This window comes from Halalkalibaculum sp. DA384 (assembly GCF_043951955.1).
Taxonomy (GTDB): domain Bacteria; phylum Bacteroidota; class Rhodothermia; order Balneolales; family Balneolaceae; genus JAMQKA01.
The window spans coordinates 109,021-122,904 of record NZ_JBINJE010000004.1; the positions used below are offsets into that span (position 1 = coordinate 109,021).

At 51.5% G+C, this 13,884-nt stretch carries 12 protein-coding genes; 7 read left to right on the forward strand and 5 right to left on the reverse strand.

All coding sequences use genetic code 11. The features are described 5' to 3' along the window. Positions 1-149 precede the first annotated feature (149 nt). From xerD to ACG2E4_RS03990, 4 genes are all read right to left on the reverse strand, one after another. A complete protein-coding gene (gene xerD, locus ACG2E4_RS03975; RefSeq protein WP_395275764.1) occupies positions 150-1,058 on the reverse strand; it encodes a site-specific tyrosine recombinase XerD in 909 nt (302 codons plus the stop codon). Positions 1,059-1,159: 101 nt separating this feature from the next. Then, positions 1,160-3,604 carry an HD family phosphohydrolase gene (locus tag ACG2E4_RS03980; RefSeq protein ID WP_395260838.1) on the reverse strand — a complete coding sequence of 815 codons (2,445 nt, stop codon included), beginning with the start codon at positions 3,602-3,604 and terminating at the stop codon, positions 1,160-1,162. A 117-nt stretch (positions 3,605-3,721) separates the two neighbouring features. After that, on the reverse strand, positions 3,722-5,719 hold the full coding sequence (gene ligA, locus ACG2E4_RS03985; RefSeq protein WP_395260836.1) for an NAD-dependent DNA ligase LigA: 1,998 nt from the start codon (positions 5,717-5,719) through the stop codon (positions 3,722-3,724). A gap of 15 nt (positions 5,720-5,734) precedes the next feature. Continuing rightward, complete coding sequence (locus ACG2E4_RS03990; RefSeq protein ID WP_395260834.1) at positions 5,735-6,835, reverse strand: helix-turn-helix domain-containing protein; 1,101 nt, start codon at positions 6,833-6,835, stop codon at positions 5,735-5,737. Positions 6,836-7,057: 222 nt separating this feature from the next. On the opposite strand from ACG2E4_RS03990, the gene ACG2E4_RS03995 reads away from it, so the two are divergent. The 7 genes from ACG2E4_RS03995 to surE all read left to right on the forward strand — a co-directional run bounded on the left by ACG2E4_RS03995 (position 7,058) and on the right by surE (position 12,670). Continuing rightward, a complete protein-coding gene (locus tag ACG2E4_RS03995; protein ID WP_395260832.1) occupies positions 7,058-7,771 on the forward strand; it encodes a ComF family protein in 714 nt (237 codons plus the stop codon). Between the two features lie 400 nt (positions 7,772-8,171). Further along, positions 8,172-8,807: a hypothetical protein gene (locus tag ACG2E4_RS04000; protein WP_395260831.1), complete on the forward strand. Its 636-nt coding sequence runs from the start codon at positions 8,172-8,174 to the stop codon at positions 8,805-8,807. Positions 8,808-8,817: 10 nt separating this feature from the next. Continuing rightward, positions 8,818-9,459 carry a histidine phosphatase family protein gene (locus ACG2E4_RS04005; protein WP_395260830.1) on the forward strand — a complete coding sequence of 214 codons (642 nt, stop codon included), beginning with the start codon at positions 8,818-8,820 and terminating at the stop codon, positions 9,457-9,459. 216 nt (positions 9,460-9,675) lie between these two features. Next, positions 9,676-10,365 carry a bifunctional demethylmenaquinone methyltransferase/2-methoxy-6-polyprenyl-1,4-benzoquinol methylase UbiE gene (gene ubiE, locus ACG2E4_RS04010; protein ID WP_395260828.1) on the forward strand — a complete coding sequence of 230 codons (690 nt, stop codon included), beginning with the start codon at positions 9,676-9,678 and terminating at the stop codon, positions 10,363-10,365. 50 nt (positions 10,366-10,415) lie between these two features. Beyond that, positions 10,416-10,862 (forward strand): 3-hydroxyacyl-ACP dehydratase FabZ, encoded by a 447-nt coding sequence (gene fabZ / locus ACG2E4_RS04015; RefSeq protein WP_395260827.1) that lies wholly within the window; start codon positions 10,416-10,418, stop codon positions 10,860-10,862. Continuing rightward, on the forward strand, positions 10,859-11,686 hold the full coding sequence (gene panB / locus ACG2E4_RS04020; RefSeq protein WP_395260825.1) for a 3-methyl-2-oxobutanoate hydroxymethyltransferase: 828 nt from the start codon (positions 10,859-10,861) through the stop codon (positions 11,684-11,686). Before fabZ ends, panB begins: the two co-directional genes overlap by 4 nt. A 222-nt stretch (positions 11,687-11,908) precedes the next feature. After that, positions 11,909-12,670: a 5'/3'-nucleotidase SurE gene (gene surE, locus ACG2E4_RS04025; RefSeq protein WP_395260824.1), complete on the forward strand. Its 762-nt coding sequence runs from the start codon at positions 11,909-11,911 to the stop codon at positions 12,668-12,670. Between the two features lie 353 nt (positions 12,671-13,023). On the opposite strand, the gene ACG2E4_RS04030 is transcribed toward surE, so the two are convergent. Continuing rightward, positions 13,024-13,884 carry a lipase family alpha/beta hydrolase gene (locus ACG2E4_RS04030; RefSeq protein WP_395260822.1) on the reverse strand — a complete coding sequence of 287 codons (861 nt, stop codon included), beginning with the start codon at positions 13,882-13,884 and terminating at the stop codon, positions 13,024-13,026.

Here is a 13,884-nt window from a genome sequence, read left to right on the forward strand (position 1 = left end):
ACGGGAATATAAAAAAATATGCTCTGGTTTGCGCGGGAATGAGGAAACCGGGAGAAATGATGCCGCAGATTTTCAGCCATATCCCGGACTTGAAGGCAGATGAATGAAGGGGTAACCCTCAGGTATATTGAAAGGAACTCCACGGGAAGCTACGCCCGCGGGTGGAATTCTTTGTGTACCTGGTGCAGCAGGCTTCGGTCTACGTGGGTATAAATTTCTGTTGTGTTGATGGAGGTGTGTCCCAGCATCTCCTGAACGGCGCGCAGGTCGGCTCCGCCCTCCAGCAGGTGGGTGGCAAATGAGTGCCTGAAAATATGGGGATACACATTTTTTTTGATGCCCGCCCGTTCGGCTGCGTTATTCACAATATTCCATATACTCATGCGTGACAGCGGTCCCCCGCGGTTATTCAGGAACACCCGGTTATTGGATTTCTGAGGATTCTCCTCGCTCAGGTAGTTCGGCCGGATATATTCGATATAGTGCTCCAGGGCTTCTTGTGCCTTTTCTCCCACCGGTACCAACCGTTCCTTATTGCCCTTCCCGATTACGCGAATAAAGCCGATTTCAAAAAAGAGACTGTCAAGCTCCAGGCCTGTCAATTCGCTTACCCGCATGCCGGTAGCGTACAAGCACTCCATGATGGCCGCATTGCGGATGCCCTGGTCAGTGGTTCGATCCGGAACTTCCAGGATTTGCACAATCTCATCCGGGGTAAGGACCTCTGGAAGCTTTTGCGCTTTTTTCGGCAGATCTACCAGCTCTGCGGGATTAGTCTTGGTCATATTTTCGACTACGGCAAACTCGTGGAAGTTGCGGATACTCGAGACGTTCCGAACGATTGAGCTGGTGGAGAGGTCCATTGCCGAAAGTTCCTCCAGATAATCCTCAATATGTTGGAGCGTCACCCCGGCAAGATCCTTGATGCGAAGGTCCTGCGCCAAAAATTTCAGATACCGGTTGAGGTCATTTTTATAGGCCTCAACCGAGTGCTCGGAAAGTCCTTTTTCAACCCGGATAAACTGGAGATAACGACGAAGTTCGTTGTCAAACTGCATGAGGGATAATCAAAAAAAGATTTATAAAGAGGTTTTAACCCGGATTTCATCCAAATCCCGGTATTTCAATTTCCTCCCTGAAAATACTGACTGCGGGACTCCTACGTGTTAATATAGTCATCCACCTTGGGTGGTGGCGGGGTTTCGGATTCGGGAAGTGTAACGTCGGTCGATTTGTCGTCGGTGATTGTGGTGTCTGCAGCTATCTTTTCGACCTGTTTTTTTCCCTTATCTTTCTTGTCTTCCGGATACTCAACGCGGCTGTGATAGATACCCATCAGGATATTCAGGAAGGTTTCCTTAATAGAGCGGAGATCCTGGAACGTAAGCGGACAATTGCTGAGCTGCCCTTCATTAACCCGGTCGTCCACCATCTTGTTGACCAGGTTTTCCAACTTCTGGTAGCTTGGATCCTTCATGGCCCTGGAAGCGGCTTCGACCCCGTCGGCCAGCAGCAGGATCCCGGTTTCCTTGGTGCGGGGCAGGGGACCGTCATAGCGGAAATCTTTTTCCTGGATTTCATCCTTCTCTTCATCGGTATTTTCTTTGGCTTTCTCAAAGAAAAACTTAATCAGCGAGGTGCCGTGGTGGGTTTTTATAAAGTCAACAATGATCTCCGGGAGCCCGTGATTGCGGGCCACTTTTACCCCGTTGCTTACGTGTGCCTTGATTACCAGGGCACTCATGCGCGGTTTGAGCTTGTCATGCTCGTTGGGTCCGGACTGGTTTTCCACAAAATAACCGGGATTTTCCATCTTCCCGATATCGTGGTAGAGAGCCCCGACGCGGCATAAAAGACCATTGGCCCCGATAGATCCGGCGGCGGCTTCCGAAAGGTTGGCTACCTGCAGGCTGTGATGAAACGTGCCCGGGGCCTTCGTCATCAGGTCTTTGAGCAGCGGCAGGTTGGTATCGCTGAGCTCCAGCAGGGTAAAGTCGGTTGTGACGTTAAACACTTTTTCAAAAAAGAGAATCAACGGGTAGGTAAACAGGATAAAGACAGAATTAATAATAACAAACAGGAGGTCCGTGGCAAGTTCATTCCACCCCTCAAAGGCGGTCATATTAAACCCGATAAGAATGACCGCGTACGAAACGAAGACGATACCCGGCGTTATAAAGAAGAACTGGGACCGTTTTTTGATGTCGCGCACCGAAAACAGGCCCAGGCTGCAGGCCACCGTGGTGGCTGCGACATATTCGAAATTATTCCCGATGATGAGGCCGGTCAACAGGGCCAGGCTGATTGTGGACAGCAAACCCACCCGCGAGTCGAAAATGATGGTGAGAATGATCGGGGCCACGGCCACAGGTACGATGTAGGGGGATATATCATTGAGTCCGTAGGAGATGGAACTGGCAATACAGATAATGCTCATGGCGATTACCACCAGCAGGAGCATGGAGTTGTCATTAAAAATGGAGCGCCGATACAGGTACAGGTAAAAGATAAATACGGTGATGATGGCCATAATCGCCAGCACATCCCCGAAGTAGCGCAGCCATCGTTCAGTATCACTCGCATTTTGGGCCCGGGCCTCGGCCAGGCTTTCCAGCCAGTTGGCTTTCTCCCTGTTAACCAGGTCACCCTTGCGGATGATCACCTGCCCCTGGGAGACGGCCCCCTTGGTGGTGGAGATATTGGCCAGGGCCTCGTCAACCCGGGATTCAGTGTCATTCCTATTAAAAATATAGTTGGGTTGAATCACCTGGTTGAACAGCTGCGACCCGGCAGAGGCGATCTCCTCGAAATAGGAGCGGGAGAGCCGGAAGCGGGCAAACTCTTTTACCTCGTCCATGTCGCGGACGTTTGCCACGCTGTAGGTACGTTCGGTGCGTTCCCTCAGGTCGCGAACCGTAATTTCATCGAGCGAGAGGGTGTCTTTTTCAGCGTTTATGATTCCGTCGCGCAGCACTTCGTTGATCAGGTCTTCGAGCTGCTGCTTGAGGTCATCTCCCACAAACTGTGCGCTGCCGTTCTGCTGTGTGCCCACCCCGTTGACCTTGGCATAGTTTTCAAGCAGGGCCCGCCAAGACGATTCGGAGAGGTTGACCTCCGCCAGATTCATCTCCCGGACAAACCGGAGGCTGTCATTGGAGGTGGTGCCGTTGTCTTGAGTTTTGGACTGCTGCCACTGCAGGTATGACTGCAGAACCGGCTGCATATCTTTAAAAAGAGAATCCAGCCGGCTCTGAATGTTAATTTTCGCCTTGTGATCTATATGGAAAATCGGGGGGGTGCTCTGCCTTATGTTTTGCCGTTCCTGGTCGATCTCCTGCTGGGTTTTTTGAAGCGGGAAGGTAAAGGGGGCTGTTAAATCCTCTGCGCGCCAGGGTTCGCCCACCGTGTAGTTGATCGGCTCCTTGAACGATGTGTGGGGTACGGAGCTGATCAGTACTCCCAGAAAACCGACCAGTATGAGTGCACGTACATATTTATTTCTTTTGAGAGAGGCGGCCTCTTCCTTCCTTTTTTTCTTTTCTCCAATGACAGGTGCACCTGTATTGGACTTCTGGCCGAGTCCCAATTTGTCTAATAACCCCATGAAAGAAGGTTTTATGAGCAATTACATTGCAAATTGTAACAATACATAAAGCTGCAACTCTGTTAAAGTAATCATTCAGGTTATATAGAAAAAATTTAATGAGCAGGAGACAAACGCCTATTCCCCGATCATATTGCGCAGGTCCTCTTCGCTGATTACGGGAATTTCCAGCTCCTGTGCCTTGTCATACTTGCTGCCGGGCGATTCGCCGGCCAGCAGGTAATCGGTGTTTGAGCTTACGGATGAGGTCGTCTTGCCACCGTGACTTTCAATCAACTCGGTTGCTTCTTTACGTGTTAACGTGGGAAGGGATCCGGTGAGTACAAATTTTTTGCCTTCCAGTTTACCGGAGGCCTGTTCCTCTTCCTCCATCTGGAAACGGAGTCCGTGAGAACGGAGTTTTTCCACGGTTTCCCGGTTTTTTTCGTTACGGAAGAAAGCGGAAACAGAGGCCGCTATTTTCGGCCCGATGGCATCAATGGCCGTCATGTCTTCCTGACGGGCATTCATCAATGCATCCATGGAGCGCAGGCCCCGGGCCAGGTCCCGGGCGACGGTAGCCCCGACGAACCGAATGCCAAGGGCGTAGATGACCCGGTCGAGCGGTTGCTGCTTGCTCTGCTCGATCGCACCCAGGAGGTTTTGCGCACTCTTTTCGGCCATCCGTTCCAGCGGAAGCAGCTGATCTGCAGTAAGGTCATACAGGTCGGCGTACGTCCGGATAAGGTTGTTGCTCACCAGCTGATCCACGACCGCTTCTCCCAGGCCTTCAATGTCCATGGCATCGCGGGAGGCAAAGTGTTCAATCCGGCTGCGCACCTGCGGGGGACATTGCGGATTGATACAGCGCCAGGCTACTTCATCCCCAAATTTCACGAGTTCTTCTCCGCAGGCGGGACAGTTATCCGGCATCCTGAATTTTGCGCCGCGATTGTCGCGACCGGGGTTTACTACACTTACCACCTGGGGAATGATCTCACCGGCTTTTTCCACCACCACCTGGTCACCCACCCGGATATCCTTTCGGTGGATCTCGTCCTCGTTGTGCAGGGAGGCCCGTTTAACCGTGGTTCCTGCCAGCTGTACCGGTTTCAATTCTGCAACAGGCGTGATTTTGCCCAACCGTCCCACCTGCAGGGTGATGCCCTGGATAGTGGTGGTCGCCTGCTTTGCTTCGAACTTGTAGGCGATGGCCCAGCGGGGCGCCTTGGAGGTGGTGCCGAGCTGATCGCGGAATCGCGCCTCATTGACCTTGATGACCACGCCGTCAGTTTCAAACGGAAGTTCGTGGCGCAGCTCTTTCCACTCCTCAATCTGGCGGTGGACCTCCTCAATACCCTGGCAGACGGTGTAGTGCTCGCAGACGCGAAGTCCATACTTTTTGAGGAGCTCCATTTTGTGAAACTGGGTAATCGTTTCATCCTCTCCGTCGAGCAGCAGATCGAAGCAGAAGAGCCGGATGGGCCGCCGGGATACCTCACGCGGATCCTGCATTTTCAGGGAGCCCGCCGTGGAGTTGCGGGGATTGGCAAACTCATTGAGTCCCTGCTCGTCGCGGTGTTCATTCAGCCGGATAAACGCCTCTCGTTCCATGTAGGCTTCTCCCCGCACTTCCACCACTTCCGGGTAATCGTTGCTCAATGTCAGCGGCAGGTCGCGAATGGTTTTGATATTCCGGGTGATATCATCACCCCGTTCCCCGTCGCCCCGGGTTGCTCCCAATACAAGAGTCCCATTTTCGTACCGCAGTCGGATCGCCGCCCCGTCAAACTTTAGCTCCACCATATAGGTAAAATCGGAATGTCCGAGGATTTCCCGCACCCGCCGGTCAAAGTCGTTGAGCTCAGCTTCATTGTAGGTGTTGTCCAGGCTTAGCAGGGGAACCGGATGCTCTACAGTGGGAAAGTCACTGGAGGGTTCGCCGCCGACACGCATGGTTGGAGAATCGGGAGCCTGTAGGTCAAACTGCTGTTCCAGCTGTTCCAGTTCTTTCAGGTAATCATCAAATTGGCGATCAGAAATAAACGGCTGTGCCTCCTGGTAATAGGCCTTATTGGCGCGGTCCAGAAGGTCGCGCAACTCCTGAACCCGTTGTTCCGCTTGCTCTCGGTTCATGGTATTGCAGTAGGGTCAGTTATCAGTTGGAAAGCTTGGTCGGTCTAAAACAGTGGAGGGGGGAGGAAAGTTTAGTTCCGTGGAATCGGGCGCGGGCTGAAGCCACATGGTATCGCCTTCAAACAGAGAGCGGGAGAGCTCGACATATTGCGAATCGGGGCTGACAGTCGTTAAAAACCGCTCTGTGAAATTTTCGATCGGATGACCGTTCATCAGCAGCTCCATGCGGCTGTAGGGTCCGCGTATCCGAACAACATCAGTAAATTCAAATCGGAACGCCTGGCCTTCTTCAATCCAGTAGGGATTAAATTCGGCCATAACATCCGTGTATACCCGGACAGGGTCCAGCCGGTCGTAGGCCGCGTACACCAGCAGGGTTAGCGTGTCGGACAGGGCCTGGGTGGTTTCTGGCTGGGTTTGTTGCATCTCAACGGCAGTCGTATCGCCGGAATCGGAAAGATTCAGTTGCAGGGAATCAGGCACGATAGCCGGTTGCGAGACGTTTTGCGGCGTATTTTGATCGCTGTTTTCCAGCCCTTCCAAACTGCTGTTCTGGTAAAACCAGTATCCGATAACTCCCGATATTACAAGCAAAACCACGGCAATGCCGATCCATATGCGGGACCTGTTTTCAAGGGGCCTGAATTTGCGCCCCAGGTCAGCCCAGTCGACGGAACTGACAGAAGGGGGAGCGGTCGCGGACTGGCGCCGGGCGGACCGATCTGCAGAGCGGGCGGAGATCTCTGGAGGCCGCTCCGCGTCAGGCTGTTCCGCATCAGACGACTCTTCCGGTTTTTCTGTTTCAGCGGTTAGATCCCCGGGAGGAAAGGAGAACGACTCAACTTCATTCTGTTCCATCAGGTGGCCGTCGTAGGTTCCCAGCTCATAATGATCCAGGGCTTCAATGACCTGCTCCTCTTCAATTTTCAGGGCCTTGCCATAACTCCGGATATAGCTGCGAATATAGGTCTTGTTCTCTTCAAAATCGGTAAAAATGGTTCCATCTTCTATTGCCTGGAGGATATGCACCGGAATTTTCGTTTCATCATGTATATCCTCCAGCGTTTTTTTCTGATGCTCTCGGATGGTAGCAAGGTCTTTACCAAGTGAAGCCATGAGTATTATTTGTGATTAAATAGATAAAAGAGAACTTGAAAATAACAGAGAGACGTAGTCAGTCAAATTTGTAAAAGGAACTCCAGAATATTCAAGTAAATCTAATCAAATATGGCTGATGCCAAAAATTTTTTACCGATTTCTCCAAAACTGCGTAAGGATCCCGGATTGAGCAGGTCTATTCAATAAAAGAACGTGCAAAAACTCACGTATTAAACGGTTATGGGGATATCAAATTTTATCAAGACAGGGCTCGCGGGCATCGTCTTTCCCAACGTTTGTGTCTGCTGCGGGATGGAAGTAACGGAACAGCAGCGGCAGATCTGCACTTTCTGCCTGATGGAGCGTTTTGAGGATGCAAATCCGGAAAATACAGACACCTCGGCGGCCGAGCTGCTTCCCGATGGAGTATGGGCTCAGCATGCGCTCTGGCAATTTGACAAGGGCGGGGCGCTTCAGGACCTCATGCACCAGTTGAAATACAACCACCTGAAACAGATCGGGGTACAGCTGGGGGAGCGGCTGGGCTGGCGCACGCTGCAGCATCCCGGTATCGCTGCAATGATGGAAGAATATTCGTCAAACAGTTTACTGGTACCGGTACCGCTGCACTATATCAAATTTATGCAACGGGGCTTTAACCAGGCTTTTACGATTGCGCAGGGTTTGCAAAAAAAGCTGGACATCCCGATCTGCGGAATCAGTGATGTGGTACGGCAGAAAAACACCAGGAGCCAAACGGGATTTGACCTGGAAGAGCGAAATGCAAACATGAAAGATGCGTTTCGAGTAAAAAACGGGGAGGAGATAGCGGATAAATTGTCCATCGTGGTGGACGATGTCTTTACGACAGGCGCAACTTCTTTTGAACTCGCGGGAAAACTGCTGGAAGCCGGTGCAGATGGCGTCATCATATTGACTGTAGCGCAGGCTTGACGATACTACCCAGTGGCATCAGCTTGAAACTGGATCCTGCCTGGGATAAGATTTCGCATTTATTCACAGTTCTTGGTTTATTACCAACCTCAAGGTGAGCTTTTTCAAATAACCGGGAAAAACCTGCAATCACGCGTATACCCGGTTTGGCTGGAATGCAGTTCTGTAAATTTCGATCTTAAAAGAACATTGTGTGCTCTCTGATCGGAATGTTACTTTTAAGAAGGCGTTGCAAAATGGATTTTTGTCTAAATCAACCTTTTTAGAGGTATTGGGTAATACGCTGAATGATTTACAGATTTGATCGATGTTAAATAAATTAACGCTCAATGTTTAATGCGAGGATGCACCAGGCACCAGCCGTTGGAGGACCGTCCTCTTCAAAAGTATTGGAATGCTCATGAAGCACAAACGAAAAGTCCCTCATCGACTGTTTGCAGAAACCCGGATGGGGATCGTCACCCGGTATGGCGATTGGTTCCACACCACCACCGATTATATCGAGGAGTTTGTCCCCGGTTTGCTGGAAGAAGTGGAGCTGGAGGAGCTGGTGCGAGCAGCCCAGGCGTGGGTGAAAAGTGCTGACAGCCTTTCCATGTTGCTGCTGCTGGGGCTGCTGCTGTTTGTTCCTCCTTTGGTTGCGGCCCTGCTGGCGGTGGCGTTTCACGCGGCCTGGTATTTCAACAAGAGTTCTTTTGTAATGATCTCTCTGAACACCCTGATGGAGTATCTCTACAAAGACGGAACCCAGCTGGTGACTTCCCTGGTTGTACTGAGCTATTTGGGGATTATGGGCGAATATTTTGCAGCAAGTATTGGACTGCTCTTTTTCTTTGTACTTAAACTCGGCCTCCTCAGAAAGCTCTGGGATAAATTATTCCAGATGCGGCAGGAAGTGTTGCTGACACTGAATGACCGGGTCATGAAAATGGTTATTCTCCGGTTTTCGATCAGGGAGAACCTGGTACCGGATGATATCCGGGAAATGGAAGAGCAAATAGTTAGCCTCGCAAGCAGCAGGAAAAAGAACAACTAAATCAGAGCTGATGTCTGAAACCAATTTGTTTATTGTCCGGCACGGTGAGACCGAGTACAACAGGCTGGGGCGTATGCAGGGCCGGGGCATCGATAAATCCCTGAATAAAACGGGGCGACGGCAGGCCGAAGCCACGGCGAGCTACTTGGAAGAGTTCGGCATAGACCTGGCGGTAAGCAGCAGCTTAAAACGCTCTATCCAAACGGCACAAGTAGCAGCCAATCGCTTTCAGGTGGAGCTGGTCTCCTACCGTGAGCTTGACGAAATTAATTTTGGTATTTTTGAGGGAAAATTCTCCGATGAGATCCAGGACGATCTGGAAGCGGTTCATAGACGCTGGCGGAACGGGGAAGTTGACCTGGCTATTGAGGGAGGAGAAAGTCCGTCCCAGGCGCTCTCGAGAGTGCGCGGCCGGATGGATTCTATTATAGAAGAGCACGCCGGTAAAAATATTCTGACGGTACTGCATGGTCGGCTAATACGTATTTTGCTTTCCAGCTGGCTGGGATACGGGTTGGAGCGGATGCACGAGATCAAACACAGCAACGGTTCGCTCAACCACCTGCGATGGAACGGCGAATCATTTGAAATTGTCTGCCTGGACAAGACAAATCACCTGGAGAAAAATATGTCAACAAAGGTGGATACCTAGTGCTGTTACCACTACATTCGTTGCATGCTGACCCATGATTACTGAAAGGGCTGTTCCCCGGGGGATCGAAGGGATATTGTTGCTCGAATCGAGTTTGACAAGATACTGACCAGGGCATGACGCTGAAATATAACCCGGACGGACATCGGTTGCCGAGCCGGACAGAATGTCCGGCTACCGGGAGAATCAAGCGATAAATTTAACAATTGGAAGAATATGAGTGAAAAGGTTCGGAATATGTTTGCCGATATCGCCGATGATTACGATCGCATCAACTCCATCCTTTCGTTTGGAGTTCACCACGCCTGGAGGACCGAGACGGTGCGGCTCAGCGGTGCCGGGCTTGGTGACAAAGTGCTGGATTGTGCCACCGGCACCGGCGATCTGGCGCTGGAGTTTAAAAAGAAAGTGGGGGACGACGGCTACGTGCTCGGTACCGACTTCTGCAAAGAGATGATTGAACACGCACCCGCAAAAGCGGAAGCCCAGAATCTTGTCGTGGATTTTGAAGTGGCCGACGCAATGAACCTGCCGTATGAGGATGACAAATTTGACATTTGCAGTATCGCCTTTGGAATTCGCAATGTCGACGAGCCTGTGACCGCGCTGGGTGAGATGGCCCGGGTGGTTCGTCCGGGGGGGAGTGTGGTCGTGCTTGAATTTGGCCAGCCAGAGGGGATCATGAAATTTCCCTATGAACTCTACAGCCAGTATATCATGCCGGCCATAGGAGGGTGGATCAGCGGCAACCGCGAAGCCTATACCTATCTTCCCAAAACAAGCGCAGCCTTCCCTGCGGGCGACAAGTTTTTAACCCTGATGGATCAGGCCAACGCTTTTTCAAGGCGAGAATATAAAAAATTGACAAGCGGTATCGCCTATATATATGTGGGTACCGTTCAATAAATCTGCTATATTACGCCCCGAGCTGAAACTGCAAGAAATGACGATTGTTTATGGCTGAAATGAAAGTCGAAGAGCTAAAAAAGTATATTCCCCACCGGTATCCATTCCTGTTGGTTGACCGCGTGCTGGAGCTGGAAGAGAAACGTATTGTTACGCTTAAAAATGTGACTGTCAACGAGGAGTTTTTTAACGGTCACTTTCCGGGTGCCCCCATCATGCCGGGCGTATTGCAGGTAGAGGCGCTGGCCCAGAGCGGAGGAATCATGCTGATGAAAAACCAGGTGGAGAATCCCGCGGAAAATCTGGTGGTCTTTACCGGAATCAACAAGGCCAAGTTCCGGAAGTCGGTAGAGCCGGGCGACCAGATTCGAATGGAGGTAATTCTTAAAAATCAGCGCCGCAATTTTGTAACGATGGACGGACTTTCAACAGTAGACGGAAATGTAGTTTGCGAACTGGAAGCTTCAGCGGCGATTGTACCCAGAGAGGAAGCATGAGCACGCAACAGAAACAGAGTCGACCTCCCAAAGTGACTACCCAGACGGTGGTCAACATGAAACGGGAGGGACAGAAAATAAGCATGCTTACCGCCTACGATTACACGATGGCGCGTATTGTAGATCAGGCCGGTGTCGATGTCATACTGGTGGGTGATTCTGCCAGCAATGTGATGGCAGGGCACGAGACCACTGTTCCGATGACGCTTGAGCATATGATTTACCACGCCTCCTGCGTGGTGCGGGGCGTCGGGCGGTCGCTGATTATTGCGGATTTGCCGTTTATGAGCTACCAGGTTACGCCCAAGGAAGCACTGATCAATGCCGGCCGTATGATGAAGGAAGCGGGCGTGCACGGCGTCAAGCTGGAAGGGGGCAAGCCGATTATCGACACGGTGAAGAAAATTGTGGATGCCGGTATCCCCGTAATGGGGCACCTGGGGCTCACCCCGCAGAGTATCTACAAGTTTGGCACCTACAAAGTGCGGGCCAAAGAGGACCGGGAAGCCAAAGAGCTGCTGGAGGATGCGAGGCGGCTCGAAGAAGCAGGCTGTTTTTCCATTGTACTCGAGAAAATTCCCGCTGATCTGGCTGCCAAAGTGACGGAACAACTTTCCATTCCCACCATTGGTATTGGTGCAGGGGCTGCTTGTGACGGGCAGGTGTTGGTGTTGCACGACATGCTGGGACTCAACAAAGAGTTCGAGCCCCGTTTCCTGCGGCGCTATGCCGATCTCCACAGCATAATAACGGATTCGGTAGGCCAGTTTATCAAAGACATTAAGCGGGGAGATTTCCCCAGCGAAGATGAACAGTATGATTAATGTAGAATCGGCTTTTTAGCCATAGAATTAATCTCCCTGCATTTCCTCTTCGGGAAGAGGAGGATACGACCTCAAAAGTGGTAATGACCTGCTTTACAGGCTCAGTGCTTTCCTCCATGAGGAAGGAGAGCAGGAGGAGGGACCCAGAATCGGATGACTTAAAACAGGTTGTTAATTCTTAAAAGCGTTTTATGATAATTTTTCAATCGAGGAATCTGTCTTATGAGTAGTGACAAGCCCCTCATTTTGGTTTGCAATGACGACGGCATTTTTGCGCCGGGTATTCGAGCGCTGGCAGAGGTCGCTGATGAATTCGGCGATGTAGAGATTATCGCTCCCGACCGGCAGCAGAGCGCCGTAGGGCACGCGGTTACCGTGAGCACCCCGCTCCGAAGTCGCGCTTTCCAGATCGACCATCGTTTCAACGGACAGGCCGTATCCGGCACCCCGGCCGATTCCGTGAAGCTGGCACATGACCAGCTGTTGCAGCGCAAGCCGGACCTGGTGGTCAGCGGTATCAACCACGGCAGCAATGCAGGTATTAACATCCTGTATTCCGGCACCGTAAGTGCGGCTACGGAGGGTACGATCCTGGGATATCCCTCGCTGGCGGTTAGCTGCACGGATTATGACGAGGATGCAGACCTGAGTGGAGCTAAAGACGCCGCACGCCGGGTTATCGGGTGGATACTGAGTGAAGGGTTGCCCAAAGGAGTGACCCTGAATTTGAATGCCCCTTCCGGTCCGTTGAAAGGCATAAAATGGGCACGCATGGCCAACAGTCGATACGTGGAGGAGTTTGAGGGACGGGTCGATCCCAACAACAGGAACTACTACTGGATGACCGGCCGCATGCAGCTGCTGGATGAGGGGGATGACATGGACCTGAGTGTGCTAGAAAAGGGATATGCCTCTCTTACGCCCATTCAATATGACATGACCGCCTATACGCTGCTCAAAAACACGGAAGACCTCGAGCTTTAGCAGCAGTACACAGTCGGCAGCCGGCCCGTTGCCGGGAAAGAGCGGGTGTACGGGATTGGAGCAACTCTTCAATCAGTACGTCATGCCTAACCCGGATTTCTCACGAGTATTTCGGATAAGATCATGTCACTTTATGGATGACCATACCTTATACCATTTTTTACTGCCAAATTATCATTACAGCCTGTAAAAGGCTGCGAAATGGGCCTTTCAGCTGCGTTGAAGGGCAAATAAATCACCGGCTCAACGTACCAACGTACGTCTGCGCAGCCATTTGCCCTTCGCCTTGCTGAAAAACCAATTTCTTGGTGATAAATCCGGGCTAATTCCCCGAGTCGTCTTTTGTTTGCGGGTTAAAAGCCTTTTTCCTGCAGCATTTTCAGCACATCCAGCCAGAACGACTTGACGACCGGCATCCGATCTTTGTCGGTGCGGAGGCTCATCTGCTCCAAATGTGAAATCGGTGCGGTTTTGATATGTTCACCCCAAATTGCGCTTCGGGCGGAAACCAGTCCGTCATTGATTCCTTCATTTTCGTAGATGTGATTGTTTTGAAAACGGATCACCGTCTCTATGGGAGCGGTTGTGCCTTTTCCAACGGCCGCACTGAAAGAGAAATAGGGGATCGACTCCAGGTTTCGGATCTCGTTGTTGAACCGTTCCTGCACGTAGCTGCGTGTTAGCTGTTTTACCGAGCCGATGGCGTCACTTTTGGTTTTGGGGTAGACGCGGTCTCCCATCCAGTCAAAGAAATCGCCAAGCTTGCCCTGTACGGAATCGGGCGCTTTCAATACCAGCTCAGCAAGGCTGGTGCCGTGGTGAGGAGTTGCAACCGTGGTGAGCGAGGCCACATATCGCTCCAGCTCCAGCTTTGAAAGGGCATAGCGTATGTCGAGTCCGCCCATGCTGTGGGCAACGATATTGAATTTGGAGATGTCGTACCGCTCCGAAAGCTGCCGGATCAGCGTTTTCCACTCTTTTGAACGGATCTCAATTTTGGCATAGGGTACAATATTGGGCGCAAACGCCGGCACGCCGTGCGAGCGCATAAACATGGCGACATCGTTCAGCGGTGAGGGCTTGACGAGAGAGGCAAATGCACCATAGCCGTGGCAAAGCAATACGGGATGCCGCAACTGTATGTATTCAGGTTCAGGGAATGCTTTCAGCTTGAATTTTTTGAACCACTTTTCACTGTTGAATTGATCGAGCAT

Bases quoted from the DNA above. Each gene is read 5' to 3' on its own strand.
- ACG2E4_RS03980 (WP_395260838.1), bottom strand. From the start codon at position 3,604: ATGGGGTTATTAGACAAATTGGGACTCGGCCAGAAGTCCAATACAGGT.
- ACG2E4_RS04005 (WP_395260830.1), top strand. From the start codon at position 8,818: ATGTCTGAAACCAATTTGTTTATTGTCCGGCACGGTGAGACCGAGTAC.
- ubiE (WP_395260828.1), top strand. From the start codon at position 9,676: ATGAGTGAAAAGGTTCGGAATATGTTTGCCGATATCGCCGATGATTAC.
- ACG2E4_RS04030 (WP_395260822.1), bottom strand. From the start codon at position 13,884: ATGCTCGATCAATTCAACAGTGAAAAGTGGTTCAAAAAATTCAAGCTG.
- ACG2E4_RS03990 (WP_395260834.1), bottom strand. From the start codon at position 6,835: ATGGCTTCACTTGGTAAAGACCTTGCTACCATCCGAGAGCATCAGAAA.
- ACG2E4_RS04000 (WP_395260831.1), top strand. From the start codon at position 8,172: ATGAAGCACAAACGAAAAGTCCCTCATCGACTGTTTGCAGAAACCCGG.
- xerD (WP_395275764.1), bottom strand. From the start codon at position 1,058: ATGCAGTTTGACAACGAACTTCGTCGTTATCTCCAGTTTATCCGGGTT.
- panB (WP_395260825.1), top strand. From the start codon at position 10,859: ATGAGCACGCAACAGAAACAGAGTCGACCTCCCAAAGTGACTACCCAG.
- ACG2E4_RS03995 (WP_395260832.1), top strand. From the start codon at position 7,058: ATGGGGATATCAAATTTTATCAAGACAGGGCTCGCGGGCATCGTCTTT.
- fabZ (WP_395260827.1), top strand. From the start codon at position 10,416: ATGGCTGAAATGAAAGTCGAAGAGCTAAAAAAGTATATTCCCCACCGG.
- ligA (WP_395260836.1), bottom strand. From the start codon at position 5,719: ATGAACCGAGAGCAAGCGGAACAACGGGTTCAGGAGTTGCGCGACCTT.
- surE (WP_395260824.1), top strand. From the start codon at position 11,909: ATGAGTAGTGACAAGCCCCTCATTTTGGTTTGCAATGACGACGGCATT.